At 59.8% G+C, this 25,652-nt stretch carries 27 protein-coding genes; 12 read left to right on the top strand and 15 right to left on the bottom strand.

The window, feature by feature from the left end; translation table 11 throughout:
- Positions 1-40: 40 nt before the first annotated feature.
- The 5 genes from ACP90_RS09685 to ACP90_RS09665 all read right to left on the bottom strand — a co-directional run bounded on the left by ACP90_RS09685 (position 41) and on the right by ACP90_RS09665 (position 3,485).
- The gene (locus ACP90_RS09685; protein WP_062488195.1) at positions 41-655 is read right to left on the bottom strand and encodes an MliC family protein; all 615 of its coding nucleotides are present in this window, start codon (positions 653-655) and stop codon (positions 41-43) included.
- Between the two features lie 168 nt (positions 656-823).
- Positions 824-1,621 carry a siderophore-interacting protein gene (locus tag ACP90_RS09680; protein ID WP_201030461.1) on the bottom strand — a complete coding sequence of 266 codons (798 nt, stop codon included), beginning with the start codon at positions 1,619-1,621 and terminating at the stop codon, positions 824-826.
- 233 nt (positions 1,622-1,854) lie between these two features.
- Positions 1,855-2,349 carry a YHS domain-containing (seleno)protein gene (locus ACP90_RS09675; RefSeq protein WP_031269160.1) on the bottom strand — a complete coding sequence of 165 codons (495 nt, stop codon included), beginning with the start codon at positions 2,347-2,349 and terminating at the stop codon, positions 1,855-1,857.
- A 151-nt stretch (positions 2,350-2,500) separates the two neighbouring features.
- Entirely contained in the window at positions 2,501-3,109 is a 609-nt protein-coding gene (locus tag ACP90_RS09670) for a TetR/AcrR family transcriptional regulator (protein ID WP_062488193.1), read from the bottom strand.
- Entirely contained in the window at positions 3,102-3,485 is a 384-nt protein-coding gene (locus ACP90_RS09665; protein ID WP_062488192.1) for a darcynin family protein, read from the bottom strand. The genes ACP90_RS09670 and ACP90_RS09665 overlap by 8 nt, the downstream gene beginning before the upstream one ends.
- Before the next feature lie 156 nt (positions 3,486-3,641).
- On the opposite strand from ACP90_RS09665, the gene gatC reads away from it, so the two are divergent.
- From gatC to mdoH, 7 genes are all read left to right on the top strand, one after another.
- Positions 3,642-3,929 (top strand): Asp-tRNA(Asn)/Glu-tRNA(Gln) amidotransferase subunit GatC, encoded by a 288-nt coding sequence (gene gatC, locus ACP90_RS09660; RefSeq protein ID WP_023000570.1) that lies wholly within the window; start codon positions 3,642-3,644, stop codon positions 3,927-3,929.
- Positions 3,930-3,943: 14 nt separating this feature from the next.
- Complete coding sequence (locus ACP90_RS09655; RefSeq protein WP_062488191.1) at positions 3,944-4,417, top strand: GNAT family N-acetyltransferase; 474 nt, start codon at positions 3,944-3,946, stop codon at positions 4,415-4,417.
- 12 nt (positions 4,418-4,429) lie between these two features.
- On the top strand, positions 4,430-5,914 hold the full coding sequence (gene gatA / locus ACP90_RS09650) for an Asp-tRNA(Asn)/Glu-tRNA(Gln) amidotransferase subunit GatA (protein WP_062488190.1): 1,485 nt from the start codon (positions 4,430-4,432) through the stop codon (positions 5,912-5,914).
- Positions 5,915-6,359: 445 nt separating this feature from the next.
- Entirely contained in the window at positions 6,360-7,469 is a 1,110-nt protein-coding gene (locus ACP90_RS09645) for an NAD(P)/FAD-dependent oxidoreductase (RefSeq protein WP_062488189.1), read from the top strand.
- Positions 7,470-7,668: 199 nt separating this feature from the next.
- Positions 7,669-9,261 carry a glucan biosynthesis protein gene (locus ACP90_RS09640; RefSeq protein WP_286145752.1) on the top strand — a complete coding sequence of 531 codons (1,593 nt, stop codon included), beginning with the start codon at positions 7,669-7,671 and terminating at the stop codon, positions 9,259-9,261.
- The gene (locus ACP90_RS09635; RefSeq protein WP_062488188.1) at positions 9,258-9,626 is read left to right on the top strand and encodes a hypothetical protein; all 369 of its coding nucleotides are present in this window, start codon (positions 9,258-9,260) and stop codon (positions 9,624-9,626) included. Before ACP90_RS09640 ends, ACP90_RS09635 begins: the two co-directional genes overlap by 4 nt.
- A gap of 1 nt (position 9,627) precedes the next feature.
- The gene (gene mdoH / locus ACP90_RS09630; RefSeq protein WP_062488187.1) at positions 9,628-11,382 is read left to right on the top strand and encodes a glucans biosynthesis glucosyltransferase MdoH; all 1,755 of its coding nucleotides are present in this window, start codon (positions 9,628-9,630) and stop codon (positions 11,380-11,382) included.
- Between the two features lie 109 nt (positions 11,383-11,491).
- Here the strand turns inward: mdoH and ACP90_RS09625 are convergent, their stop codons facing one another.
- The 4 genes from ACP90_RS09625 to ACP90_RS09610 form a co-directional block, all read right to left on the bottom strand.
- Positions 11,492-11,842, bottom strand: a complete 351-nt coding sequence (locus ACP90_RS09625; protein WP_006932881.1) for a ribbon-helix-helix domain-containing protein — start codon at positions 11,840-11,842, stop codon at positions 11,492-11,494.
- A gap of 237 nt (positions 11,843-12,079) precedes the next feature.
- Positions 12,080-12,673 carry a DJ-1/PfpI family protein gene (locus tag ACP90_RS09620; protein WP_062488186.1) on the bottom strand — a complete coding sequence of 198 codons (594 nt, stop codon included), beginning with the start codon at positions 12,671-12,673 and terminating at the stop codon, positions 12,080-12,082.
- Positions 12,674-13,098: 425 nt separating this feature from the next.
- A complete protein-coding gene (locus ACP90_RS09615; RefSeq protein WP_062488185.1) occupies positions 13,099-13,869 on the bottom strand; it encodes a class II aldolase/adducin family protein in 771 nt (256 codons plus the stop codon).
- Positions 13,866-14,996, bottom strand: coding sequence for a TauD/TfdA family dioxygenase (locus tag ACP90_RS09610; protein ID WP_023000560.1), 1,131 nt, complete (start codon positions 14,994-14,996; stop codon positions 13,866-13,868). Before ACP90_RS09610 ends, ACP90_RS09615 begins: the two co-directional genes overlap by 4 nt.
- A gap of 167 nt (positions 14,997-15,163) precedes the next feature.
- On the opposite strand from ACP90_RS09610, the gene ACP90_RS09605 reads away from it, so the two are divergent.
- Positions 15,164-16,063: a LysR substrate-binding domain-containing protein gene (locus ACP90_RS09605; RefSeq protein WP_062488184.1), complete on the top strand. Its 900-nt coding sequence runs from the start codon at positions 15,164-15,166 to the stop codon at positions 16,061-16,063.
- 10 nt (positions 16,064-16,073) lie between these two features.
- Here the strand turns inward: ACP90_RS09605 and ACP90_RS09600 are convergent, their stop codons facing one another.
- Together ACP90_RS09600 and ACP90_RS09595 are read right to left on the bottom strand one after the other, a co-directional pair.
- The gene (locus ACP90_RS09600; RefSeq protein WP_208993492.1) at positions 16,074-17,201 is read right to left on the bottom strand and encodes a transporter substrate-binding domain-containing protein; all 1,128 of its coding nucleotides are present in this window, start codon (positions 17,199-17,201) and stop codon (positions 16,074-16,076) included.
- 142 nt (positions 17,202-17,343) lie between these two features.
- The gene (locus ACP90_RS09595) at positions 17,344-17,784 is read right to left on the bottom strand and encodes a L,D-transpeptidase (protein WP_062488183.1); all 441 of its coding nucleotides are present in this window, start codon (positions 17,782-17,784) and stop codon (positions 17,344-17,346) included.
- A 270-nt stretch (positions 17,785-18,054) separates the two neighbouring features.
- Between ACP90_RS09595 and ACP90_RS09590 the strand changes: the two genes are divergently transcribed.
- The 3 genes from ACP90_RS09590 to ACP90_RS09580 all read left to right on the top strand — a co-directional run bounded on the left by ACP90_RS09590 (position 18,055) and on the right by ACP90_RS09580 (position 21,330).
- Entirely contained in the window at positions 18,055-18,705 is a 651-nt protein-coding gene (locus ACP90_RS09590) for a TetR/AcrR family transcriptional regulator (RefSeq protein WP_023000556.1), read from the top strand.
- A 98-nt stretch (positions 18,706-18,803) separates the two neighbouring features.
- A complete protein-coding gene (ilvC, locus tag ACP90_RS09585) occupies positions 18,804-19,823 on the top strand; it encodes a ketol-acid reductoisomerase (RefSeq protein WP_006935853.1) in 1,020 nt (339 codons plus the stop codon).
- 319 nt (positions 19,824-20,142) lie between these two features.
- Positions 20,143-21,330 (top strand): GGDEF domain-containing protein, encoded by a 1,188-nt coding sequence (locus ACP90_RS09580; RefSeq protein ID WP_062488182.1) that lies wholly within the window; start codon positions 20,143-20,145, stop codon positions 21,328-21,330.
- On the opposite strand, the gene ACP90_RS09575 is transcribed toward ACP90_RS09580, so the two are convergent.
- From ACP90_RS09575 to ACP90_RS09560, 4 genes are read right to left on the bottom strand one after another with little or no spacing between them, the layout of a single operon-like run.
- Positions 21,321-22,208, bottom strand: a complete 888-nt coding sequence (locus ACP90_RS09575) for a D-alanyl-D-alanine carboxypeptidase family protein (protein ID WP_055655402.1) — start codon at positions 22,206-22,208, stop codon at positions 21,321-21,323. The genes ACP90_RS09580 and ACP90_RS09575 overlap by 10 nt on opposite strands.
- Positions 22,209-22,244: 36 nt before the next feature.
- On the bottom strand, positions 22,245-23,006 hold the full coding sequence (locus tag ACP90_RS09570) for an ABC transporter permease (RefSeq protein WP_023000553.1): 762 nt from the start codon (positions 23,004-23,006) through the stop codon (positions 22,245-22,247).
- Positions 23,003-23,494: a GNAT family N-acetyltransferase gene (locus tag ACP90_RS09565; RefSeq protein WP_062488181.1), complete on the bottom strand. Its 492-nt coding sequence runs from the start codon at positions 23,492-23,494 to the stop codon at positions 23,003-23,005. Before ACP90_RS09565 ends, ACP90_RS09570 begins: the two co-directional genes overlap by 4 nt.
- Positions 23,495-23,501: 7 nt before the next feature.
- Complete coding sequence (locus ACP90_RS09560) at positions 23,502-24,425, bottom strand: ABC transporter ATP-binding protein (RefSeq protein ID WP_062488180.1); 924 nt, start codon at positions 24,423-24,425, stop codon at positions 23,502-23,504.
- 245 nt (positions 24,426-24,670) lie between these two features.
- Here ACP90_RS09560 and ACP90_RS09555 point away from each other — a divergent pair, with 245 nt between their 5' ends.
- The gene (locus ACP90_RS09555; RefSeq protein ID WP_023000550.1) at positions 24,671-25,573 is read left to right on the top strand and encodes a pirin family protein; all 903 of its coding nucleotides are present in this window, start codon (positions 24,671-24,673) and stop codon (positions 25,571-25,573) included.
- Positions 25,574-25,652 lie beyond the last annotated feature (79 nt).

Genomic DNA, 25,652 nt, shown 5'->3' with positions numbered 1-25,652 from the left:
GACTTTTTTTTCTGCGGTCTGACAGGCGGTCAAAGGCCTGTCAGCTTCGCACCTTGCAATCGAAAGACGTGCCCTGAGGCCAGTCCACCATGGCCTCGTCTCCCTTGATCCAGAAAAGAATGCCGAAATCGCCTTCGTAGCGCGCGCCGGATCCGCTCGGACCCTGAACCACGATCTCGGTCGTGTCACCGCGCTCCAACCGTGCAGACGGTGGCTCGGTATCGAAGAAGGTCGCCACGATCTCGTCTGCCGGATTTTCGTTGCAGGTGTAAAAGACCGGGGCCTGTCCCTTGATCAGTTGATAGCGCGCTGTCAGTTCCGCGATCCGGCGTTCATAGGCAGAGCGGACGCAGGAGAGTTCGTCGTCGCTCTTCCAGCATTCGTCGCGCCCTTTCACCCAGCCGCGTTGATAGGCCTTCAGCGTGTTGAGTTCCTCTTCAGCGCCCGCATCCAGCGACTTCACGACGCCGACCGCGCCTTCATAGATATCGGCCAGTTTCTGGTCCAGTGCTCCCAGATCATCATTCGAACAGACCAGCTTTTCGGCCGAACTTTCCGCCTTCGCACAATCGAAGGCCGGACCGGCCGCCCAGGCCGCCGGCACAAAGGCGAACCCGGCAACAACGAGCCCAAGACCAACTGCAAAACCACGCATGAGAATGCCTCCCGAAAGACCTGTAACAACAGATCTAACGGATCTCAGGTTGATGGCAAGATTTGGATCGCCGGAAGATATTCGACCACACGGTCAGACCGGACTTCTGCATCCCCCCGGTTGGAGCGAGCCCAACCGGCGAGAAGTGGGATATTCAAGCAAGAGGCCTCAGGCGGCTTCCGCCCGTTTGAGCTGCTGATGCTCGTCCTCGACAAGTCCGATTTTCCAGTAGCCGGAAATGTAGGTGTCCGCCTTCGGCACTTTCCGTTCGTTGTGAAGATGATCCCGAAGAGCCCGAATGACGGAGCTTTCACCTGCAATGCAGGTCTGGATCGTTCCCGCAGGCCATTCCAGAGATTTCACGAGGTCAACCTGCGCGGTTGAAGGCAATTGAGGGTTATCCTGGACCAGCCATCTGATTTCCACGCCTTCTGGTGCTGCAATCTCGCGCTTGTCGGCTTCTGACGGAACTTCGAACAGTACGAGACCGCTTGCCTCGCGCGGCATAGCCTCCAGCGTCGCCTCGACCACCGGCATTGCCGAAAGGTCTGCGGCCAGCAAATACCAGTCGGCATGAAACTCGGTGATTTTCGGCTGGCTTGGGCCGAGAAAGCCCAGGAAATCTCCTTCTGCCGCCCGCTGCGCCCAGCGCGTTGCAGGCCCTTCGTCGCCGTGAGCAACAAAGTCGATATCGAGTTCCAGCGTATCCCGGCGGAAAGAACGGACAGTATAGGTGCGAACCGGATGGACGCGTTCGGAAGGCCCGTCCGGCGCATAATGCGCTTCAAAGGCCTCGCGGCTTTCGCCGTCGCGCGGCAACAACAACTTACAGTTCGCGCCCTCGTGCCCTTCGGGAAAACCCTGCAACTCCGGGCCGGCAAAGGTGACACGGATAAGATTTGGACTGAGGTAGTGCGTCGACTTGACGGTTAGAAATCTGGGCTGGCGTTTCGCAGGAGTGGCCAAGGAGGACCTCATAAATCTTGAGTTATAATCTCAAGATTTAACATCGACGATAGCCGATTTAAAGATCTGCCTTTCGGAAAAGTGTAACGGCGCCTTGCAGAAACGCCCTGCGCGGTCCCGAGTCAGGTTCGCGTGAGGCTTGGCCTGGATGGCGCGTGCCCGCAACATGTCATTCCCGAAAAAAGCCTGAGCCCGCCGATTGACGGGCTCAGGCCAGGAAAACACTCGGCAGATCAGTCGCGGATGATCGGCTCTTTCAGATCGCCCGGGTTCTTCTCCTTGATGATGTCCCAATTGAGGGTCGCCTTGCGGATATATCCCGGCACATCTTCCTCGAACCGCTCCTGCACCTTCAGGGAGTTGTTCAGGTAAAGCTTGCCGTCGACGATCGACCAGGCTTCCGGCACCACCGGAACCTTGAAACCCATGGCCGCACCGAAGGCACAAAAGCCGCCGTATTGAGGGGCATATTTCGCCGGGTCGGCAACGAACTTGTCACGGTTTTCCGCGGACGAGAACTTCCAGGTCACATCGTCATATTCTGCGGTGAATTCATCGGAGCCGGCAACAGGCTTGCCGTCCGTGAAATAGGCAACCGGATCGGTGCCGCCGATTGCAGCCCCGCCTTTGGTGAAAGTGGTGATCTCATCAGCGGAAGCGGTAAAGGCAGCAGCGGAGAAGAGCGCGGTCAGTCCCAGCAGAACGGATTTGGACGTATAGAGCGGCATGTGCGTCTCCATTGGGGTGTGAATGGCGTGATCAGGTGAAGCCTAACGCTCCACGCGGAAAAAAACATGTCTTCTGACGCAGAATTTGGCCAATCACCCTTGATCACAGAGCCGCTAACGGCGGGCGAGAAAATCGTGATGGCGGCTGGCTTCACAATCCGGGGAGGCCCGGCAGATCCGGGCGTGATACGGGTTGGCGCGGTGCCACCAGCCCCAGCACCAGATAGATGGCCGTTTCTATGTCCCTCGTCTCGATCCTGATATTGCGGATCAGCAGGCGGAAATAGATGAGGCCGAGAAGCAGGTCGATCCGCGCTTCCATGTCAGCTTCGAACGGGGTCGCGATGAAGATCTGCCGCAGGACCAGACGTCTGGCAGCCTCCGCCTCATCGAGTACGCCAGCAAGGTCCGGCCTGCTTCGATAGGGAACCAGTGCCCGAACCGCCGCGCCCAACGCGGTATCCTGCAAGGCGGCAACGGTGTTCGACAGACATTGCCGCAGATCCTCCGCAACACTGCCCCGCTGAGGCGGAGCCGGGTTCACGCTGGCAAGTGCTGCTTCGACAGACGCCGCAATCAGCGCCCCCTTGTCCGCATAGCGCCGGTAGACCGCCTGCTTGCTGGTGCGCGCTCGCGACGCAATGGCGGCAATCGTCGTCTTTTCGTAGCCGTTTTCGGCAAGCTCAATCAGCGAGGCCTCCAGAAGTGCCTTGCTGACCCGGCCCTCCCGCGGCCGGCCGGCAATGCCTTCCTCAGGCATCTCCAGCCTCCGCAACCGCAGCACTTTGAAGATTTGCCTCGTAGTCCTGAAAGCCATTCTCGATGCCGGTCGTCACGTTGACGATCCGCGCATAGGGTTTTGAAAAGATCACCGTATCGCGCAGTTCCTCCCACAAGTGATGATAGGCGCGCATGTCGGAAAACCGGCAGATCGCGAAATCGGAAAACCCGCCTGCCAGGGCATCGGCGTCGAACCATTCGAAGGCAACCTCTGGATGGCGCGCCAGGATTGTGCCGATCTGGCCGGCAATCTCGCCTCTTTCCTGGCGGCTGAGCGCCAGCCAGGCTGGTTCGAAAGCCAGATAGACGATGGCCGCCATCGGCAACGGCCGGATCGTTTCGCAAGACTGGATCACGCGCAAATCCCTATTTCGGTTCCCATTGGTACCGATTTATTCCGATTTCTCCCGCAAGGCAAGCCTGCGCTCTTGCCTTCCCCGCGCGGCCACCGCAAGAAGAGCGCAAGCCATGAGCGGATTTCCGCTTCAGGCACCAGTAACGACGAGGAACACATGTCTGTTGATACCGATACGGTGAAACGCGTTGCCCGGCTGGCGCGCATCAAGGTGAGCGAAGAAGACGCGACCCGCATGACTGGCGAACTGAATGCCATTCTGGGCTTTGTCGAGCAACTGGACGAAGTCGATATTTCCGGCGTCGAGCCGCTGACGTCCGTTGTTGAACAGACCATGAAAAAGCGCGCCGACGGCGTGACCGACGGCAACAAGGCTGCAGACATCACCCTGAACGCACCGGCCTCCGAAGATCATTTCTTCATGGTGCCGAAAGTCGTCGAATAAGCGGACCAACCCGGATGATCGCACCCGTTCCAGCTATTGCCGTCGAAACGCCCTTGTCTGCCGACATGGGCGAGATGATTGCCGAGCTGAACGACCTGCTGCTAACACTTAGCCCGCCCGAGGCCTGCTACCACATGACGGCCGAAGAGATGTCCGGCGAGGCAACGACTGTCTTCGTTGCACGGATTGACGGCAAGGCGGCAGCCTGCGGTGCCCTGCACCGGCACGCCGACGGCATTGCCGAGGTCAAGCGCATGTACACCAGACCGGCCTATCAGGGCTTCGGCCTGGGAGGCAGCATACTGGACCGGATCATTGAGCTGGCAACCCGGGAGGGCATCTCCATGCTCGTTCTGGAAACCGGCGACAAACACCCGGCAGCCTGGCGCATCTATGAACGAGCCGGCTTCAGCCGCTGCGGACCGGTGCTCGATTATCCCGACAGTCCCTATTCCATCTTCTATTCCCGGCCGCTGGCGGCCGCCTGAGAGTTCAAATCCATGACCGATCTGACCAAACTGACCATTGCCGAGGCCCGCGAAGGCCTGAAAAACAAGGACTACACGTCCCTGGAACTGACCGATGCCTTCATCAAGAACATCGAAGTCGCCAATGAAAAGCTGAATGCCTATATCACCGTGACCACCGACAAGGCGCGCGACATGGCAAAGGCATCCGACGCCAGGCTTGCCAAGGGCGAAGGCGGTGCGCTGGAAGGCATCCCGCTTGGCATCAAGGACCTTTTCGCCACCCAGGGCGTACACACCCAGGCCTGCAGCCACATTCTGGACGGCTTCAAACCCGCTTATGAATCCACCGTTACGTCCAACCTGTGGGCCGACGGCGCGGTCATGCTCGGCAAGCTGAACATGGACGAGTTCGCCATGGGGTCCTCCAACGAGACCTCCTATTACGGCCCGGTGATCAACCCGTGGCGGAAGAAGAACTCGAACCAGGACCTCGTACCCGGCGGGTCTTCCGGTGGTTCTGCCGCCGCCGTTGCCGCCCGCATGTGCATGGGCGCTACCGCAACCGACACCGGCGGCTCCATCCGTCAGCCGGCCGCGTTCACCGGCACTGTCGGCATCAAGCCGACTTATGGCCGTTGTTCCCGCTGGGGCGTTGTTGCCTTTGCTTCCTCGCTCGACCAGGCCGGCCCGATTGCTCACACCGTTCGGGACAGCGCGATCATGCTGAAATCCATGGCCTCCGTCGACGCCAAGGACACCACCTCGGTCGATCTGCCTGTGCCGGACTATGAAGCGGCCATCGGCAAATCCGTGAAGGGCCTCAAGATCGGCATTCCGGCGGAATACCGCCTGGACGGCATGCCCGCGGATATCGAAGCACTCTGGCAGAAGGGTATCGACTGGCTGAAGGATGCCGGCGCGGAAATCGTCGACATTGCGATGCCGCACACCAAATACGCCCTGCCGGCCTATTACATCGTAGCACCGGCGGAAGCTTCCTCGAACCTCGCCCGTTACGACGGTGTGCGCTACGGCCTGCGCGTTCCGGGCAAGGACATCGTAGAGATGTACGAGAACACCCGTGCAGCAGGCTTCGGGGAAGAGGTCAAGCGCCGTATCCTGATCGGCACCTATGTGCTGTCCGCCGGTTACTACGATGCCTACTACCTGAAAGCCCAGAAGGTTCGCACACTCATCAAGCGCGACTTCGACCTGGCCTGGGAAAACGGCGTCGACGCAATCCTGACCCCGGCTACCCCGTCCGCCGCCTTCGGTGTTGCCGACCAGGACCTTCATTCCGACCCGGTGAAAATGTACCTCAACGACATTTTCACCGTGACCGTCAACATGGCCGGTCTTCCGGGCATTTCCGTCCCTGCCGGCCTCGACAACAATGGCCTGCCGCTCGGTCTTCAGCTGATCGGCAAACCCTTTGAGGAAAGCACCCTGTTCCAGGTCGGTCAGGTCATCGAAGATGCCGCCGGCTCGTTCTCACCGGAAGCCTGGTGGAGCTGATCCCGTTTGTTGATATGCGCCCCGGACCTTTCATCGGCCCGGGGCTGCACACCTGATTTTCTCCGGTCCGTCGCAGCCTGACCATGAAATCGCCGCTGCCTTGTGCCGGCAGTCCCCTCAAGAGCATGTTCCTGGCGTGAACTGGGTTGGAGCAAACATCCCTCCACCGTCATGCCATGGCTCAACCGTGGCATTTGTGCCGTACCCTTTCATCATTATTCGCTGATGCTTGCGGCTTCTCATACGAACGGCACGGATTTCCGGGTCGAGCCCGGCAATAACGGAGCGTGGATTATGGGTTTCAATCCAAGGCAGAGCGCAGTTCGTTGATTTGACTGCCAGGCCCGTGTGTCCGTCCGCAATTCCGGCATCGACGTCTGGAGCAAGCCGTGGCATGACGGGCTGACAAGGAAAAGAACGCGCGACCAGGATTGCCGGCGACACCATGCATGACATTGAAACCCTCGTTATCGGTGCCGGTGCCGTTGGACTTGCGATTGCACGTGAGCTGGCGCTGACCGGTCGCGAGGTCATGGTGCTGGAACAGCATGACCTGATCGGATCGGAAACCAGCGCCCGCAATTCGGAAGTCATCCACGCGGGCATCTACTATCCCACGGGCAGCCTGAAGGCTCGTTTTTGTGTGGAGGGCAAAGAACGGCTTTACCGGTTTTGTGCCGAGAATGGCGTCGGTTTCGAGCAGATTGGCAAACTGATCGTTGCGTCCAATAACGATCAGTTGGAGCAACTGCAGTCAATCCGTCGCAAAGCGGCGGAAAACGGCGTTTCTGATCTCGTATTCCTGGACCAGGACAGCCTGAACGAAGCCGAACCGGAGCTTGCCTGCACCGGCGCACTGCATTCCCCCTCCACAGGCATCGTCGACAGTCACGGTTTCATGCTGGCTCTCCAGGGAGAGCTCGAGGCAAACGGCGGTCAGGTTGTGCTGAACACGAGAGTTGCGCGCCTCGAGCGCCTGGCTGATGGCGGTTACCGGGTGCATGCGGAAACGGAGGGAACGGAAACCTATGCCCTCACCTGCAAGGAGTTGATCCTTTCCGCAGGCCACGGCGCACCTGCCCTGGCTGCCGGGCTTGAGGGTGCCAACCCACCGGCCGCCTACCTCGCAAAAGGCAGTTATTTCAAGTTTCAGGGCAAGGCCCCTTTTTCCAAGCTCATCTACCCCGTGCCAGAACCCGGCGGGCTCGGTGTTCACCTGACACTCGACCTGCAGCACCAGGCACGCTTCGGTCCGGATGTCGAATGGGTGGAGGTTGCCGACTACAGGGTGGATCCCGCCCGGGGCGACAGGTTCTATGCCGCCATCCGCAGCTACTGGCCCGGCCTGCCGGACGATGCACTCCTGCCCGACTACTCCGGCATCCGGCCCAAGATCGCCGGTCCGGGTGACCCCGCGGCCGATTTCCGAATTGACGGGCCGTCAGATCATGGCCTTGCGGGTCTGGTCACGCTCTACGGAATCGAATCCCCCGGCCTCACATCGGCAATGGCAATCGGAAGTTACGTCGCCCAGCTGGTTACAATCGGTCTCTGAGCGGAACTTTTTTCAAAAAAATATGAAACCAACCGGCTGTTTGGACGTTTGAAAGTCGAACGAACAAGCGTACGATGTTGCATTGCACAGGAATGCCATTTTTTGGACCGGTTTTCTCCATAAAATTGCTGCAGTGCGCGTGCTCATTCAAAAGTGAACCAAAAAGAACACTTTAATTTCAACAAGGTGGCCAATCGTCGTGATCAATCGGCGCACGTTTTTATCGGCAACGGCCCTGGCGGCCGGTGCCTTGGCAGGCGCGGACCTCCGCACTGCACTCGCAGCAGAGAATACCGCACCTGCACAAGCAGGCGGAGCCTTTGCGGCAGGCGAAGAGTTTAACTTTTCCGCGCTCGTCGAGCGCATGAAGGAAAAGGCCGGGAACGCATTTGCGCCCGATGTACCGGCTCTTCCCGAAATCCTCGCCAATCTCGATTATGACCAGCATCGTGCAATCCGGTTCAATCCCGACAAGTCCGTCTGGAAGGACACCGGCAGCAACTATCAACTGCAGGCGTTCCACCCGGGCTGGCTCTACAAGGAGCCGGTGGAACTTTATGAGATCGTCGACGGAAATATCAGCGAACTGCATTTTACCGGCGCGGACTTCGAATATCGCGAGCCGCTGGATCCGGAAAAATTCAAGGACGTGGATCTGCCGGGTATCGCCGGCTTCCGCCTGCACCATCCGCTGAACACTCCGGAGTATTTCGACGAGTTGGTGGTGTTCCTTGGGGCAAGCTATTTTCGTGCGCTCGGCAAGGGCAACGTCTATGGCCTGTCCGCACGCGGACTTGCGATCGATACGGCCATCGCCGGACCGGAAGAGTTTCCGCGTTTCACGAAGTTCTATCTGGAGCGGCCGACGGACGGCGCTGCAGAAATGCGGCTCTATGCCGAACTGGAGAGCGAGCGCGTTGCCGGTGCCTACCAGTTCACGATCAAGCCGGGCATCAACACGGTTGTGGAAGTGGATGCGCACATTTTCCTGCGCGACGATGTCGAACGCCTCGGAATTGCGCCACTGACTTCGATGTATCTGTTCGGCGAGAACGACCGCACCAACTTCGACGACTATCGCCCGGAAGTTCATGACAATGACGGTCTCCTGATCCTGCGCCAGAATGGCCAGCGTCTGTGGCGGCCGGCCCGCAATCCGGAAAAGCTTGCCCTGTCCTTCTTCAACGAGGAGAACCCGGCAGGCTTTGGCCTGCTGCAGCGGGACCGGAATTTCGATCATTACCAGGACACGGAAGCCAAGTATCAGCGCCGCCCGTCGCTGTGGATCGAGCCGATCAACGATTGGGGCAACGGCCAGGTCATGCTGGCGGAAATCCCGGCCGAAAAAGAGATCTACGACAACCTCGTTGCTTGCTGGGTGCCGGAAAACGGCACCAAGGCAGGCTCCGAACATCGCTTTGCCTATCGGATGATCTGGGGCCGGGAACCGGAACCGGGTACCGAGCTGGCACAGGTAATCGCGACCAGCACAGGGCATGGTGGCGCGGCTGCCTCAGATCCAGACCCGAAACTGCGCAAATTCGTCGTGGAATTTGCCGGCGGAAATCTGGGTGACATGGGTGCGGAAGCTCCTCTGACACCGAGACTGACCCTGCAGAACGGCAAGGTGGAGCATCAGTTCGTCCAGCGGCTGGAAAGCGGCAGCTGGCGTGCCGTGCTCGATATCGCACGGGACGACGAGGAAATACCGGTCGAGTTCATTCTCGCCCTGCAACTCGACGGCAACGATGTAACGGAAACCTGGATGTATCAGTGGAGTGGGAACAGATGACATCGCATGTGAGTATCGATCAGACGACCAGTCCGACCCTTTTTGCCGACAGTATGCTGCTTGAAGAAATCCGGACTGTCCTGAAGCGGCCCGACCTTGGCGACGACGTCCTCTTGTCCGTTCTGTCCGGTTCTGCCGCCACTCGCCGTGGCATCGACCATTTTAGCGGCACGCCGCAAGACCGGGCAGCCTTCATCAGGACCTTGCCGGTGCCTGCCCCCCGTCACGGGCTGGAAATGCCCCATCACGACCTCAATCCGCCGCTGGCCGTGCGCTTTGCCCCGCTTGTCGCCCTGTGGCAACGGGCTGTGCAGCCGCTTGCTCCGCAGTTGAAGCGCGTTCCGGTTCCAGCCAAGGACCGCTGACATGAAGAAGGCCAGCTCCGAAGCCTGGTCGACGGCCTTCCGGCGGCTGGCCATGGCAGTGATCGCCCTGTGCCTGACCACGGGTGCTTCGTACATGTTTGCCATTGTTGTCCAGTCGGACGGTTTCGACTGGCTGGACATCGTCCGCATCGCGCTGATGGCGGTAGCAAGCTTCTGGCTGGCCTGGGGCGGATGTATCGCTCTCTTCGGCATCCTGTTTCCGCCTGAGGAAAGGGCAACGGCAGAAGCTCTGCCCGAAGGTCGCACCGCCGTTCTGCTGCCGATCTACAACGAAGCAACCGGTCCGGTGTTCGCCCGCCTGGAAGCCATCATGAAATCGGTTGCCGCCCTGCCCGCGGCGGACCGATTCGATTTCTTTGTCCTGTCCGACACCACCAAGGCGGATGTCGGCGAGGAAGAACAACGTGCCTATGAGCGACTGCTTGTTCGCCAGAACGCCGGTGGCCGCCTGTTCTATCGGCGGCGCGAAAAGAACATCGGCCGCAAGGCAGGCAACATTGCCGACTTCCTGACGACATCAGGCGGTGCCTACGACTACATGCTGGTGCTTGATGCCGACAGTCTCATGGATGGCAAGACCATCCTGGAAATGGTCCGGCGCATGGAGGCCGATCCGCGCCTGGGGCTGCTGCAGTCGCTGCCGCAGATCATCGGGCTCTCGACGCTTTTCGGACGCCTCTTGCAGTTCGCAACCGGTCTCTACGGGCCTTACTTCGCGCGCGGCCTTGCCGCCGTTCAGGGCGAGGAAGGCACATTCTGGGGACACAATGCGCTGATCCGCACCCGCGCGTTTGCAGCTGCCTGCGGCATGGCTCCGCTTACCGGCAAACCGCCCTTTGGTGGTCACATCCTCAGCCATGACACCGTTGAAGCTGCCCTTCTGGCGCGCGACGGCTGGAAGGTACGTCTCGACCCGGACCTGACGGGCTCCTACGAGGAAGCCCCCGCCAACATGGTCGACTACGCCAAGCGTGACCGGCGCTGGTGCCAGGGCAACCTGCAGCACAGCCGCATTCTGGCGGCCCCGCGCTTCCGCTTCTGGAGCCGGATTTCGATCCTGCAAGGCGTCTTTGCCTACCTGGCTTCTCCGATCTGGTGCATCTTCCTGCTGGCAAGCCTTGCCGCCCCGCTGGTTGCTCCGCCCCCGGTCTACTTCGACGGTCATTCGCCATTCCCGGTCTTTCCGCATCCGGAAACGACCACGGCGCTTGCCCTGCTGTTCGGTCTGGTAGCTCTGCTGATCCTGCCCAAGCTGCTGCTCGTTGCCCGGGCGCTCTTTGGCGGCAACTCGGCGGACTTCGGCGGTCCGGTCCGGCTTCTGATCAGCTTTCTCCTTGAAATCCTGCTGACCTCGATCCTTGCACCGATCCACATGATGTTCCACTGCCGCTCGGTGTTTCAGGTGCTGACGGGCGCCGACAGCGGCTGGCCGACAGCCGATCGGGACGACGGTTCGCTGCCGATCACCGCGGCGTTTTCCGCCACCTGGTGGATGAGCATTGCAGGTGCCGGCGCGATCGCCTTCTCGCACACCTATGCGCCGGAGATGTTCTACTGGCTGCTGCCTGTTGCCCTGCCACTGGTTGTCGCTCCGCTCCTGGTCTGGATGACCGCATCGGTGCTGCTGGGCAAGGTCACGAAAAAACTGGGGCTGTTCCAGGTACCGACCGAGGCAGGCCCGGTTGCGGTCGCCGAAGACATGCGTCTGGCGCTTTCGCAAAAAGCGGCTGCCTGACAAGGCGCTGTGTCACCAGCACATGATCAGCCATCCCACGTCATCCTGGCAGCGTTGTGCTCGGCCGGGATGACGAGGGAGAGCTCCTGCACTCATTCCGGAGCATGTCTCAATGCATACGGCCGGTTTCGGCTTCCAGAATGCCGTCCGCATCCAGGCCCGCGATGGGCAGGCGCTTGTCGGTCGGCACATCGCCAGACAGCTGCAAGGCCAGGTACCGGCCGCAGCAAACGCGCAGGAAGCTCGTGAAATTTCCGAGATCATGGCCCGCGTCGATGCTCTCGTGGTGAAGCTTGGTGATCAGTTGCACCACATTCATGCCGTCCCGTCCGGCGATCTCGTCCAGAACCTTCCAGAAGAAGGTTTCCAGCCGCACCGATGTCACCATGCCGTCAATGCGCAGCGACTTTGTCGTGCTTTCCCAAAGCGTGGAATCTGCCTCGATGAAGAGCTTGCACATGATGTTTCCTTCGTGACGGACTGGCGAGCTGAAATCGCGGAGCTGTCTCGGTATATCAACGCCTGTTATTTGAACTCAGCCTAGTCCGCTTCCCGCGTGCGGGAAAGAGGTCAGGTAGCGTGTAAGTGGCGGGCCCGGGACTTGTCTCCCCCCCTTCGGGGCACCACTCTTGCGCTTTCTCGGACCTGGCAAACGGAGTTGATGGTGCGGGCAATTTGTTGGCCCGCACCGTTTGCCTCAGGCAGCCAGGGAACCCTCGGCCGTACCGCTCAGAACCGCATGGAACTGCGACAGCCATGCCGGATGCGCCGGCCATGCAGGGGCGGTAACAAGGTTGCCGTCGGTCACGGCGCCGTCGATTGCGATCTCGGCATAGGTGGCGCCTGCAAGCTCCACTTCCGGACGGCAGGCCGGATAAGCCGAAACGGTGCGGCCCTCGATCACCTTGGCAGCAGTCAGGATCTGCGCGCCGTGACAGATTGCGGCAACGGGCTTGGCCGCGTCCATGAAATGCTTCACGGCATCGATGACAGCTGCATCAAGACGCAGATATTCCGGAGCCCGTCCACCCGGGATTACCAGGGCATCGTAACCGGCAACGTCGACATCGGCGAAGGTCGCGTTCAGCGTGAAGTTATGGCCGCGCTTTTCCGAATAGGTCTGGTCGCCTTCGAAATCGTGGATACAGGTGGCGACCGTCTCACCGGCCTTCTTGCCGGGGCATACCGCATCGACCGTGTAACCCATGGCAAGCAGCGTCTGAAACGGCACCATGGTCTCATAATCTTCGGTGAAATCACCCGTGATCATCAGGATCTTCTTCGCGCTCATGCTCTGTCCTCCAGCTTGGCAAATTGCGATGGAGAAAGGCTAGCAGTCCGCGGGTTTGAACGGGTATTAGGTCGCTACTACAGGTGATATTTCTGCAGTTTTGGCGGTTTATTGCGGGAACATTCGCCCATCCCTCAGTCCGGACAGGTGAGGCGGAGAACGAACGCCGGTCCGAACGCAGACATGTTTTTCGGCAAAGCCGCTCCTGCTCAAGATTGAATGATGATCAATGATCAGGAGCTCTCTGAAGCTCGCGCTGACATCTGATTTCCAGCTCACGCGATGCCGCTATGTGCGTTGCGAAAAAGCCCCGGCTCTGCGCTGCGCTAGTTCGGAGTGACACCAAGAAGGATTGCCATGCTTTGCCCAAATGCATTTCGCCTCCCCGCATTGGAGAGGCGAAGGCAAGTCGGCATCGATGGATCTCAGTCGCGGTAATCCGGCTCGCTCCGGTCAAGATCACGCTTCCAATAGTCGAAATGGGCATAGCCCATGCCGACATAGGGCTCCCATTCGGCAGCCGTCTTGGCGGCCAGGTTGTCCGACATGATGGCCAGCGGCTGACCGGTCCCATAGGCTTTCAAAAGCGTTTCAGCAGCCCGTTCGAAGAAATAGAGATGCTCGAAGGCTTCAGCGACAGTGACGGCGGAAATCGACACCCCGTGATTGCCCATTACAAGAACCGGCTTATCGCCGAGTGTTTCGGCAATCCGCCTGCCCTCCTCCGCCTCGTCAGCCATGCCGCCGAAGCCGAGATCAACCGCAACCTTGCCGAAGAAACGGGCGGTGTTCAGGTCGATCGGTTTCATCGACGGATCCTGCAGCGTCGCCAGCGCGGTCGCATTGGGCGGGTGACAGTGGAACAGCACCCGCGCCTTGGGGTTTTCCCGATGAACCGTGCCGTGAATGCACCAGGCGGATGGGTCCGGGGCATTTTCGCCCGCCATCACGGTGTCATCATTGGCATCGAGCAGCAACAGGTCGCTGGCCCTGATTTCCCCGAAATGTCGCCATTTGGGGTTCATCAGGAATTTAGAACCATCATCGGAAACCGCGGCGCTGAAATGATTGCCGACGGATTCGCTCCAGCCGAATTTTACCGCCAGACGAAAGGCAGCTGCGAGGTCTTCCCGCAAGGCCTGTTCGCTTTGCCGGTTCGGGTCAGCCCCGAAGCGTACATCCGTAACGACACTCATTTGAAACGTCCTTCCCCGGACAGGATCCGGTAAGTGGAGCGCAGCTCGCCCCTGTCGGTATAGCAGCCACGCAGGTGCCGATTGCCGCTGGTTGCCGAATAGGCAGCGCGACCGTGCACAATGCGGTGATTATCGAAGACAATACATTCGCCCGCATTCAGACGGAACCGCATCAGGTATTTGTCGTCCCGCATCATCCGTCCGAAGCGGCAGAAGGCCGGGTAGTAACGGTCGAGTTCATGTTGCGGCATATCGAAGATATCGGCATGGTGCTGGCTGATCGTGACACCCGAAATATTGCCGTGCTCATCCAGCTCGATCACCCGCTGGCGAGACCGCATGTCGAACGTGTCATGCTCGCAGAAATAAGGCACATCCACGGTGATCAGAAGTTCGAAATCTTCCGGATAGGCCTTGCGGAAGTCTTCGGCGACAGCCAGTCCGTCCACAAAGATGCTGTTGCCGCCCTCGACCGAATTGGCCCGGCAATGCAGGAACTGCACGCCCGGCGCAAGATCTTCGTCCGGCAAATCCGTGTGAAGCGGCAGGGCCTTGGCAGTGAAGGCAAGGTTGGTCGGCTTGATGTGGGTTTTTACTTCAAACGTCAGGCCGAAGTAGCTCGGACGCACATAGCCGATCAGGCCGGCCGTGTCGGTGAGCGCTTCATCCGTATCCGGCAAGCCGGTCAAGAGCGCGACACCATCCGTCAGCATCGCCTTGGCCCAGTCGCGCCGACGCGCGGTGTCGTTGGTAACCTCGTCATAGGAAAAACGGGCCATCTTCGGATAGTGGTCAGCGTACCAGGGCACTCTTTGAAGGTTGGCGATATCGGGGCGCTTTTCGCCATTGGAATAGGCATTGAGCAGGGACAGCGGCAGTCGGGAGACGTCGTTTGTGCCCGCCCAGGCGATTTCCAGATCGCCCCCTACGATAGCGGCGGAGGCTGCTTTTGGCGCTTCGTCCAGGGCAAAGATGTCGTTGACGCGTTCGCGGGTTTCCGGGTCGAAGGAACTCGGGCAATTGTCGCGCAGCCAGTAGTAATTGAAATAGGCGGTTTGCCCGTTGCTCAGCGGCACATCGAGGCCTTTTTCCTGCAGCAACACACCTGCATCACCAGTTCCAAGCATCAGTTCCGTCCTTAAGTTTAGCTCATCAGCCTTGCAGACACTTCGCACAAGTCACCGCAAAGCGCTGCGTTCCAGTTACTTTCTGTGAAGTTGCTCTTGCACTGGCGATTTGGAAAGGCGATAAAATCGAAACTTAACTTAAGCATTCACTTAACTTGGACAGACAAATGCTCCGCCTCCCCCCGCTCAGGCTGCTCACCGTCTTCGAGACGGTTCAACGCGCGGGAGGCACCAAGGCGGCGGCGGGCGAATTGAATGTATCCATGTCGGCGATCAGCCAGTCCTTGCGACAGTTGGAAGAACACGTCGGCACCGCCCTGATCGATCGCAGCACAAGGCCGGCCGGCCTCACTGCCGCTGGCGAGATCCTGCTGAAAGCGGTGATCGAAAACCGCGAACGGCTCAGCGAAGCCCTGAACGACATTCAGGCTCTTGCCGATCCCGCCAGCGCCTCTGTCACTGTTGCCTGCACCGTCGGCTTCGCCACCTACTGGCTCATGCCCCGGCTTGAGGCGTTTTATCTGGACCACCCGGAAATCCCGGTGAACGTTCACACCACGCAGCAGGAGGTCCCCCGGCTTGGCCAGGGGACCGATATCGCCATGCGCTATGGGGACGGCCGCTGGGACGACGGCACGGTCGAACAAATGTTCCGCGAGCGGGTTGAGCCCGTGTGCGCCCCTTCCCTTGCCGAGCGTATCCGCGCCGATGGCGGCAGCCTGGGATCAGCCTTTCTGATCCATGTGGACACCAGCGATCGCCGCTGGATTTCCTGGCAGGAGTATCTTGCCCGCACGGGGCAGAAGGCTGCCGGTTCGGCCAAAGGCCTCCGGTTTTCCAACTATGTCCAGGCCACCCAGGCGGCCTTGTCGGGTCACGGGGTCATGCTCGGCTGGCGCTCGATCACCGGTGACCACGTACAAAACGGCCTGCTGGTCCCTGCTGGTCTGCCGCCGCTGCAGCCAAACAACGCCTATCATGCCGTGCTGTCGCACCGCAGCCGGAACCGGGAAACGGCCGCCATTGTCGTTGACTGGTTGAGGGCTGCCGCGCAGCCACAGCTCTAGGGAATGGCTCCTAGCGCTCGTCCCCGAAGTAGCGCACGCGCAGTTGCTCGATCATGTCCGTCTCATGCGCCGTCAGCAATTCCAGCGTCAACGGCCGTGTCCACGGACTGCCGTGCGCAAGGGCAAAGCCGTATTTGTCCGGTTCGAAGATCGGACCGATCACCTCGACATTCGCCCGCGGGTGACTGTGAGCGTAATACTCAAGGACAGGCGCATCGCCCACAACGGCGTCAATCTCATCATTGCGCAGAGCAGCGACAGCTCCTTCGATGTCGTCAAATGACCGGTGCGACCAACCGGATGCTTCTGCAAACTCCTCGGCCACGCTGCCGGCGAAGACGCCGATACTCTTGCCCGGCAAATCGGCAACACTGTTGATCTGGTTGGTGAGTGAAAGGGTTGTCATGACGCTGGTCACCGACGAGGTCACATAGGCCATCACCGCAATGCCGCAGACCAGCCAGAGCGCCTGCCAGATGCGGCCTGGCCAACCAAACAGGTTCTTGCGCGAGGGCGCCTTGCCGGATGTCACCACGGACATGACCGCATAAAAGCTCTCCGACACGCCTTCCGGCCAGCCCCGGGGGAAGTTCTTGTCGAAACGCCGGTCGAACAGCGTCATTAGAGCCGTTGCAAACACGATCACAAGTGCCAACCAGCCATAGGCTCTGAGGTAACCGGATTCCTGCAGGCCCGTTATCACCTCGCTGAAACTCGCTCCCTGACTGTCAGGCACGAGAATGCGCAGGCCCGCATCGAACCAGGGCTGGGTAAAGTCGATCCTGTCGGCGCGCTTGCGGGTGATCGTCAGGTTGGTGACGGCAATACCGATGGATTTGTCCGCCGCTGCATCCACCAGCTCCCGGATGGTCGGGAAGAGCCGATATTCGTAGAGAATTCCGTTTTTCTGCGCCAGTGCTTCCCAAAGGTCCACCGCCATGCCGGTATAGACACCCGGCTCTTCCTCCATGACAAAGGGCGGGCTGATATAGAGGCCGACGCTGACCGGCGAGCCCGGCAGCGGTGGATTGTCGTCCCCCTCCGCCGTCTGCCCCAATGCCGGCAGCGCGAGAAAAATCGACAGGCAGAGCACAAGGGCAGCTGACAGGCATCGACAGAAATTCGAGCAGGCGGTCACGATGGCCTCCGCTTGGCAGAAGGGGAATCACCCAGAAGGTTCCTTAAGGGTAAGCCGCCGCGCCAAAACCATGCAACCTGTGCCCACACAGGCTGTTCATGAATACGGCCGGTGGTAGCAACGGATGAATTGCTCCCTCAACTCACCGCGTGATCACGATCCTCGTGTCGGCACGGCCGACCTTTCGCACAAGATTGAAAAGCTGAGCGGCGTTCCTGGGATGGAGCCGGATGCATCCGTGCGAGGCAGGACGGCCCAGCCGCTTGAGGTCGTTGGTGCCGTGTATGGCGTATCCGCCGAGAAAGAAGACCGAATAGGGCATGGGTGCCCAGTTGTACTTGCGCGAGTGCCAGTTGCGTTCCAGCCGGGTCGGGCGCCAGCTTCCCGTTGGTGTGCGATATCCCTTGCGCGCAGTCGAAACCGGCCATTTGTTTCGCAAACGCCCGTCGACGTACAAATAAAGCCGCTGTTCGGAAAGATCGATCTTTGCGGTTACTCGAGGTGCGGCGCTTGCGCTGGTGGCAGCCAAGACAAGAAAGGCCAGCAACAAAGGTCCGGAAATGAGTTTTTTGATGGTCAACATCTCAAAGACACCCAACAAAAATCAAGACAACAAAATTGAATACGAAAATCTAATCCGCACTTTCTTCGAGACGCAAGCCAAACTTGAAGTAAGCGTAAACGTCTACTCCGATCACGCTTTGAAGCGCACGTTCCAGAGTGCTTGCCCAGATGCGCACGTTCGCCGAACAGGTGCAAAATTACCCTTGACCTGCCCAGCCGCCGGTGCCATAACCTCATCCGAACCGTACCGTACGGTTCCCTACTGACAATCAACGATCCGACCTGAGACATGACAGCGACCGCTTACGATATTGCCACCTCCCGCCCGGATGCAGCGCCCGAATTTTCGCCGCGCCAGCAGGTGGTGTTGCAACATGCGCTGACGCTGCTGGTCGAAGGTGGAGAGAAGGCGCTGACGACGGCAGGCTTAGCCCGCACGGCAAGCTGCTCGAAGGAAAGCCTCTACAAGTGGTTCGGCGATCGTGACGGACTTCTGGCTGCGGTTGTCGCCTTCCAGGCCAGCCAGGTTCAGTTTCCTTCCGAGGCCGGTGCCACTGCCGATGCGGCGACGTTCCGGGCACATGTGACCGCCTTTGTCGAAGCCCTGCTGGGTGTCCTGTTTTCAGAAACCTCGCTGGCGTTGAACCGACTGTCGATCGGCCAGTCCAACACCAATTCGAACCGCCTCGGCCAGCTTCTACTGGTGCGCGGCAAACACATGATTTCCGCCCGCGCGCGCGCCATGCTGGACAGCGGCCGCCGCCACGGCCTTCTGAAATTCGACGAATCCGAAGACGCCTACCAGGTGCTTTACGGCCTTGCCATTCGGGACGTTCATATCCGCCTCCTTCTGGGTGAGACCGCCGGTCCTGCCGAGAAGGACCTGAAATCGCAGGCCGAAGCGGCCGTCGATCGCTTTTACCGTCTGTTCGGGGCCTGATCGCCGCGAACCTTCGGAACCACTGGGAAACACCAGAACCAATCAAGACCGGAAAACCGGCCTTCCAACGACAGAATGCAGACGGGAGAAAGGAACCCATGCGCGTTTATTACGATCGTGATGCTGATCTTAACCTGATCAAGTCCAAAAAAGTCGCCATCATCGGCTACGGCTCGCAGGGCCGCGCCCATGCCATGAACCTCAAGGACAGCGGCTGCACGGAGATCGCCGTTGCCCTGCGCGAGGGCTCCACGACCGCTCTGAAGGCAGAAGCTGACGGCTTCAAGGTCATGAACGTGGCTGACGCTGCTGCCTGGGCCGACCTGATGATGATGGCAACCCCGGACGAACTGCAGGCCGACATCTACAAGGACCACATCGCAGCCAACATCCGTGACGGCGCTGCAATCGCCTTCGCACATGGCCTCAACGTTCACTTCGGCCTGATCGAGGCAAAGTCGACCGTTGACGTTCTGATGGTTGCACCGAAGGGCCCGGGCCACACCGTGCGCGGCGAATACATGAAGGGTGGCGGCGTGCCGTGCCTGATCGCTGTTCACCAGGACGCTTCCGGCAATGCCCATGACCTCGGCCTGTCCTACGCCTGTGGCGTTGGCGGCGGCCGTTCGGGCATCATCGAAACCACCTTCAAGGAAGAGTGCGAAACCGACCTCTTCGGCGAACAGGCTGTTCTGTGCGGCGGTCTCGTCGAACTGATCCGCGCCGGTTTCGAAACCCTGGTTGAAGCCGGTTACGCTCCGGAAATGGCCTACTTCGAGTGCCTGCACGAAGTGAAGCTGATCGTCGACCTGATCTACGAAGGCGGCATCGCCAACATGAACTACTCCATCTCCAACACTGCAGAGTGGGGTGAGTACGTGACTGGTCCGCGCATCGTGACGCCGGAAACCAAGGCGGAAATGAAGCGCGTCCTGACCGACATCCAGACCGGCAAGTTCACGTCCGATTGGATGCAGGAATACCGTGCAGGCGCTGCCAAGTTCAAGGCAACCCGCCGCCTGAACGACGCACACCAGATCGAGGAAGTTGGTGAAAAACTCCGCGGCATGATGCCGTGGATCAAGTCCAACGCGCTCGTCGACAAGACCAAGAACTAACAAGGTTCGCCCCATCGACCCGAAACGAGACCCCGCTGGCAACAGCGGGGTTTCTTTTTGCCGGTTCCTGCAGGTTGTCAAATAGATATCCGGGTGCAGGCGTTATAAATAAGCGGCCCTCGACCACCACCGCCCTGCCGCCCCAAAGATGCCGTATTTCCTCCGCAAATTTCACAGGTATCGTAAACGGGACCAAAGCGTTGAATTCCCTATTTGATAAAAGTTTTTTTATCGCGGCTAACCGGATTGCAAGACCCTATCCCGTAACGTAATCACTATCCTTTGTGAGATTGAGGGACCGGTTCCGGAGACTGCCTTGATGGATCTATCGACACTCTTTTCGGCAAATGTGCTTCTGCTGTCGATTTTTGCCATCTGCTTCCTGGCCATTTCCCTGCAGACCAGTCCGCGTTCTCACTGGTTGAGCTGGGCCGCTGCGAATGCCCTGTTGGCGTCGTCTCTGATCTGCTTTGCGCTCAGCAGCATGCTGCCGCCCCTGGTCGCCTATCTGCTCCCCAACACCCTGTTGCTGCTCGGTTTTGGCTGTCACTGGCACGCGGCACGCCTTCTGGCGGATATGCCGAGCAAGCTCAGCAATGTTGTCGCGCCCGCCTTTGCCTACGGCATCGTCGCAGGCTGCGCGTATTTGCTTTCCAACTACGCCCTTGCGTACATGGCCTCCAACGTGGTGTTCACGCTGCTGTCCGTCGCAACCATTACCGTCTACGCATCAAGGCCGTTCCGGGGTCTGATTTCCAATATCGGCCTCATCCTGGCGTTCTTCTTTCTGGCTGCCGAAGGTGTGCTGCGCACAGTGCACGGACTTGTTTCCGGCGGCCCGCAAGGGCCCGGCATGATCGATGACCTGATTGTCGACATTCACCTGATGTGCGCACTCGTCTTCGTCAGTCTGACCGGCGCTTTCTCCCTTGCGCTGTCGTTCGAGCTCGTGGCGAACCGGAACCGGGAAGCGGCACGGCGCGATCCCCTGACCGGCGCCTTCAACCGCAGGGAGTTTCAGACACGTCTGGAAAGCCTCCTGCAGGAAACGCAGAAGGACGACTTCGGCCTGGTCCACTTCGACCTCGATCACTTCAAGCAGGTGAACGACAGGTTCGGACACGTTGCAGGCGACGAAGCGCTTGTGAAGGTCTGTTCGGAAGTGAAGGCGCATCTGCGCCAGAACGACTGCTTTGCCCGCCTCGGCGGCGAGGAATTCGCGGTGCTTCTGCCGTCCATCTCGCGCGAGAACGCATTCCGGGTTGCCGATCGCCTGCGCGAGCGCATTTCCGACCTGCGGTTCGAATTCGCACCGCAGGACTTCAACCTGACGGCGTCGGCAGGTGTCTATCACGGCGACGGCAGCCAGCTGCCGTCAGCCGAATTGCTCAAGACAGTCGATGAGAGCCTCTACCTGTCCAAACGGACCGGACGCAATCGGGTCTCGGTTGTCGAGAAGGTTTCCGGAGTAATACCAGCCGAACCTTTGCGGGCCGCTCAGGAATAGGCTTCGATCAGCCGCGTCACTTCCTTGTCCCGCGCAGCCTCGCTCGCCCCACCCATGACGACGACGATCAGTCGCTTGCCGCCACGGTTGGCGGTCGCGACCAGATTGTAGCCGGACATGCGGATATAGCCCGTCTTCAGACCATCCACACCGGCAACCTTGCCGACCAGGTTGTTAGTGGCCCGGAAGGTGCGGCCGTTGTAGTCGAACGACTTGGCCCGGTAATAGCTGCCGTATTGTGGGAACCGCCGCTTCAGGGCAAGGCCAAGCACTGCCATGTCACGCGCCGACGACACCTGCGCGGGATCAGGCAGGCCCGTGGCATTGACGAAACGGGTACGCGACAGGCCAAGAGCCCGCGCCTGGGACGTCATCTGCCGGGCGAAGGCCGCCTCGCTTCCGGCCAGGTTTTCGGCAACGGCAATGGCGACGTCATTGGCCGACTTGACCGCAAGCGCCCTTGCCGCCTGCTCGACCGTGATGGTCGATCCTGCCTTGATGCCGATCTTTGCCGGCGGCTGCGATGCTGCCTTGGCCGAAACGCTCAAAGGGGTGGAAAGTGTGTAACGCCCTTGCGAAACTGCATCAAAGAGCAGGTAGAGCGTCATCATCTTGCTTAGCGAAGCGGGATACCGCGCTGCATCCGCATCGACCGCATAAAGCTCTTCGCCGGTCGACGCGTTCAGCACCAGCGCGGAGAACCCGCGCTCGACCGCCGTTTCCGGCGCATAGGCAACGGCAGGAAGAGGCGCCGTCTGAACGGCAGGCGCTGCACTTGTAACGGGCGTCGGGGCTGGCCCCTGCCCCGTCTGACAGGCGGCCAGAAACCCGGCCAGAACGAAGATCGAAGCCTTCTTCAAAAGGACAGACGCACGCATTCCCGCTCTCTTAAACTCGCGTTTCGGCCGGATACCTCAAGCCTTCAGGCGGTATCCGGTCTTGAAAATCCAATGTATGACGGCCAGTGAACCGCCGAGGAAAATCATCGTTGCCAGCAGCGACAGCCAAAGGCTGACGTCCGCCTGACCATAGAAGCTCCAGCGGAACCCGGAAATCAGGTAGACTACCGGGTTGATCAGCGTGATCTTCTGCCAGATATCCGGCAACATGTTGATGGAATAGAAGCTGCCGCCCAGAAAAGCCAGAGGCGTGACAATCAACAGCGGTACAAACTGCAGTTTTTCGAAATTGTCGGCCCAGATGCCGATGATGAAGCCGAGCAGGGCGAATGTAACGGCCGTCAAGAGGAAGAACGCGGCCATCCAGACCGGGTGCTGGATTTCCAGCGGAACGAAGAAACTCGCCGTGATCAGGATGATCAACCCGACCAGGATCGACTTCGTAGCCGCCGCCCCGACATAGGCAACGGTGATTTCCAGGAAGGACACGGGCGCCGACAGCACCTCGAAGATCGTGCCCGTAAACCGCGGGAAATAGATGCCGAAGGAGGCGTTGGAGAGGCTCTGTGTCATTAGGGACAGCATGATCAGCCCGGGCACGATGAAGGCGCCGTAGCTGACACCGTCGACCTCGGAGATCCGAGAGCCGATGGCTGCCCCGAAGACAACGAAATAAAGCACCGTGGAAATCACCGGCGAGATGATGCTCTGCATGATCGTGCGGCGGGTGCGGGCCATTTCGGCCAGGTAGATGACTTTGATCGCTTCGAAATTCATGTGCCCTGCTGCCCCGAAATCAGAATGAGTTCCATTCGGGGCAACGTGCGCCCCGGGATCGAGCCGGATGGAGACCGGCCAATGGTCTTGAAGCCCATGCGGGCATAGAAAGGTTCTGCAAAAGGATCCGCATCGAGACCGATCCTCACCAGACCAAGGCTCCGCGCTCTTTCGTGAAGCACATCGAACAGCGCCCGGCCGACGCGGCGTCCCTGCCAGGCAGGGTCGACAAAACAGGTCTCCAGTTCCCCTGTTTCGCCGTCGTCTTCCATGGACAGCCGGATACAGCCGACCGGCTCACCGCCTGCGTCCTGCGCCAGCCAGAAATCGTGCTCCTCGATCCAGCTGTCGCGAACCTTGAGTTCTTCGGCGCACATGGCCATGAAAACATCGTCATAGCCGTTCGACTGCTTGGAGCGCATGCACAGATCCGTCAGTGCCGTGCAGTCGTCCAGTGTCGCCTTGCGAATGGTGAAACCGGTGTCCATCGCCGCCTCATCCCTGACTGACCAGACCGACGAAGATGTCCTCGAGTGACGACTGATCCGTCTGCAGATCGTGAAAACGCACGCCGGCCTGGGAGAGATCGGTCAGAAGCGATGTGATGCCAGTCCGGTCAGCCTGGGTATCGTAGGTATAGACCAGGCTGCGGCCGTCATCCTCGAGCTTCAGATCGTAGCGGGCAAGACTGCCCGGGATCTCGACGAGCGGCTCCGTCAAGCTGAGCGACAGCAACTTGCGCCCGAGCTTGCGCATGAGCTCTGCCTTTTCTTCCACGAGAATGATCTCACCCTTGTTGATCACCCCGACACGATCGGCCATCTCCTCGGCCTCCTCGATATAGTGGGTGGTCAGGATGATGGTGACGCCCTTCTGCTTCAGCTCCCCAACGATGCGCCACATGTCGTGCCTGAGTTCCACATCCACGCCGGCTGTCGGCTCGTCCAGGAACAGGATCTTCGGCTCATGCGCCAGCGCCTTGGCGACCAGCAGGCGGCGCTTCATGCCCCCGGACAGGGCCATGATGGGGTTGTTGCGCTTTTCCCAGAGCGTCAGGTCCTTGAGGATGCTCTCGATCCGTGCCGGATCGGGTTTCATGCCGAACAGGCCGCGGCTGAAGGCGACCGTATCACCGACCATTTCGAAGGGAGCCGTGGGCATCTCCTGAGGCACCAGACCGATCATCTGCCGGGCAGCGCGGTACTCGTTCAAGGCGTCATGGCCGCACACGTGAATACTGCCGGAGGTCGGCCGCACCAGGCCGCAAATCGTGCTGATCAATGTCGTCTTGCCGGCGCCATTCGGCCCGAGCAACGCAAACACCTCTCCTTGCTGGATATCCAGAGACACGGATTTGAGAGCCTGGAAGCCACCGTCATAGGTTTTTTCCAGGTCGCGTACGGAAAGTATCGGGGCCATCGTTTCAACCGGTTCGGAATTGGGGATTTGACCAGACGGCCAAACTGGCGTGCACACTTGCATGTGGGCGGACCGTCCGCAAGATGCAACCCTTTGGCCGTAAGCCACCGTCCGGTCGGAGCCTATCCGGATGGCGGGATCACTGTTTCGTCTTTCGAAACACTGCGTCTGCAGAGCCAAGACTAGGTTTTGCCCTGCGAGCCGCTATCTTTCCCTCAAAGTCAATCCGCATCAGGAACCAAGTCATGTCCATCCGCCCCGTAACCCACATCGGCAGCACACAATCAACCATGGAAGGCGCCGGCGTCCGGCTGGAGAGAGCTTTCGGATTTCAGGATCCGGAAATGCTGGATCCGTTCCTGCTGCTGGACGATTTCCGCAACGAGCGACCCGAGGACTATCTGAAGGGCTTTCCCTGGCATCCCCATCGCGGCATCGAAACCATTACCTACGTGCTGGCCGGCACCGTTGAACACGGCGACAGCCTGGGCAACAGCGGCAACCTGGGTGCGGGCGACGTCCAGTGGATGACAGCCGGGCGCGGGATCATGCATCAGGAGATGCCAAAGGGCGACGCCAATGGCCGCATGCACGGGTTCCAGCTCTGGGCGAACCTGCCGTCCTCGCTGAAGATGACCGCTCCGCGCTACCAGGATGTCGCGTCGAAAGAGATCCCGGTTGTGACCGATGACGACGGCACTTCCGCACGGATCATCTGTGGCGAGTTCTGGGGCAAGCGCGGCCCGGTCGACGGCATCGCCGCCGATCCGCAGTATCTCGACATCCATGTGCCGGCTGGTCACAAGAAACGCTTCAAGGTCGACACCTACAAGCAGACCTTTGCCTACATTTTCGAAGGCTCCGGCACGTTCGAAGGAGCATCCGACCCGTTCGGGGTTCTGACGGAAAAGGAATTCGGCGGCGAGGAACTTAAGATCCGTGACGAGACCGGCAACCGTTCTCTGGTGATCTTCGGCTCCGGCGACGAGATCGTCGTTCACGCAGGCGAGGAAGGCATCCGTTTCCTTCTGGTCTCCGGCGCACCGATCAAGGAACCCGTAGCCTGGCACGGCCCCATCGTGATGAACACCCGTCAGGAGCTGATCCAAGCGGTAACCGAACTGCAGAACGGCACATTTATCCGGTAGGGCTGAAAAGAACCTGCTGCCTTGTAACTTTCACAAAGTCTGGCTAGGGCTGTCCGGGATACAATCGATCTGGACAGCC

Origin of the sequence: Labrenzia sp. CP4 (genome assembly GCF_001579905.1) — a bacterium.
GTDB classification, from domain to species: Bacteria; Pseudomonadota; Alphaproteobacteria; order Rhizobiales; family Stappiaceae; genus Roseibium; species Roseibium algicola.
This window is presented reverse-complemented; position numbering and strand designations above follow the sequence as displayed.

Excerpts from the sequence above, each read along its gene's own strand:
- ACP90_RS09685 (WP_062488195.1), bottom strand. The coding sequence starts at position 655 with ATGCGTGGTTTTGCAGTTGGTCTTGGGCTCGTTGTTGCCGGGTTCGCC.
- ACP90_RS09675 (WP_031269160.1), bottom strand. The coding sequence starts at position 2,349 with ATGCCGCTCTATACGTCCAAATCCGTTCTGCTGGGACTGACCGCGCTC.
- ACP90_RS09670 (WP_062488193.1), bottom strand. The coding sequence starts at position 3,109 with ATGCCTGAGGAAGGCATTGCCGGCCGGCCGCGGGAGGGCCGGGTCAGC.
- gatC (WP_023000570.1), top strand. The coding sequence starts at position 3,642 with ATGTCTGTTGATACCGATACGGTGAAACGCGTTGCCCGGCTGGCGCGC.
- ACP90_RS09655 (WP_062488191.1), top strand. The coding sequence starts at position 3,944 with ATGATCGCACCCGTTCCAGCTATTGCCGTCGAAACGCCCTTGTCTGCC.
- gatA (WP_062488190.1), top strand. The coding sequence starts at position 4,430 with ATGACCGATCTGACCAAACTGACCATTGCCGAGGCCCGCGAAGGCCTG.
- ACP90_RS09645 (WP_062488189.1), top strand. The coding sequence starts at position 6,360 with ATGCATGACATTGAAACCCTCGTTATCGGTGCCGGTGCCGTTGGACTT.
- ACP90_RS09635 (WP_062488188.1), top strand. The coding sequence starts at position 9,258 with ATGACATCGCATGTGAGTATCGATCAGACGACCAGTCCGACCCTTTTT.
- mdoH (WP_062488187.1), top strand. The coding sequence starts at position 9,628 with ATGAAGAAGGCCAGCTCCGAAGCCTGGTCGACGGCCTTCCGGCGGCTG.
- ACP90_RS09625 (WP_006932881.1), bottom strand. The coding sequence starts at position 11,842 with ATGTGCAAGCTCTTCATCGAGGCAGATTCCACGCTTTGGGAAAGCACG.
- ACP90_RS09620 (WP_062488186.1), bottom strand. The coding sequence starts at position 12,673 with ATGAGCGCGAAGAAGATCCTGATGATCACGGGTGATTTCACCGAAGAT.
- ACP90_RS09615 (WP_062488185.1), bottom strand. The coding sequence starts at position 13,869 with ATGAGTGTCGTTACGGATGTACGCTTCGGGGCTGACCCGAACCGGCAA.
- ACP90_RS09610 (WP_023000560.1), bottom strand. The coding sequence starts at position 14,996 with ATGCTTGGAACTGGTGATGCAGGTGTGTTGCTGCAGGAAAAAGGCCTC.
- ACP90_RS09605 (WP_062488184.1), top strand. The coding sequence starts at position 15,164 with ATGCTCCGCCTCCCCCCGCTCAGGCTGCTCACCGTCTTCGAGACGGTT.
- ACP90_RS09595 (WP_062488183.1), bottom strand. The coding sequence starts at position 17,784 with ATGTTGACCATCAAAAAACTCATTTCCGGACCTTTGTTGCTGGCCTTT.
- ACP90_RS09590 (WP_023000556.1), top strand. The coding sequence starts at position 18,055 with ATGACAGCGACCGCTTACGATATTGCCACCTCCCGCCCGGATGCAGCG.
- ilvC (WP_006935853.1), top strand. The coding sequence starts at position 18,804 with ATGCGCGTTTATTACGATCGTGATGCTGATCTTAACCTGATCAAGTCC.
- ACP90_RS09580 (WP_062488182.1), top strand. The coding sequence starts at position 20,143 with ATGGATCTATCGACACTCTTTTCGGCAAATGTGCTTCTGCTGTCGATT.
- ACP90_RS09575 (WP_055655402.1), bottom strand. The coding sequence starts at position 22,208 with ATGCGTGCGTCTGTCCTTTTGAAGAAGGCTTCGATCTTCGTTCTGGCC.
- ACP90_RS09570 (WP_023000553.1), bottom strand. The coding sequence starts at position 23,006 with ATGAATTTCGAAGCGATCAAAGTCATCTACCTGGCCGAAATGGCCCGC.
- ACP90_RS09565 (WP_062488181.1), bottom strand. The coding sequence starts at position 23,494 with ATGGACACCGGTTTCACCATTCGCAAGGCGACACTGGACGACTGCACG.
- ACP90_RS09560 (WP_062488180.1), bottom strand. The coding sequence starts at position 24,425 with ATGGCCCCGATACTTTCCGTACGCGACCTGGAAAAAACCTATGACGGT.
- ACP90_RS09555 (WP_023000550.1), top strand. The coding sequence starts at position 24,671 with ATGTCCATCCGCCCCGTAACCCACATCGGCAGCACACAATCAACCATG.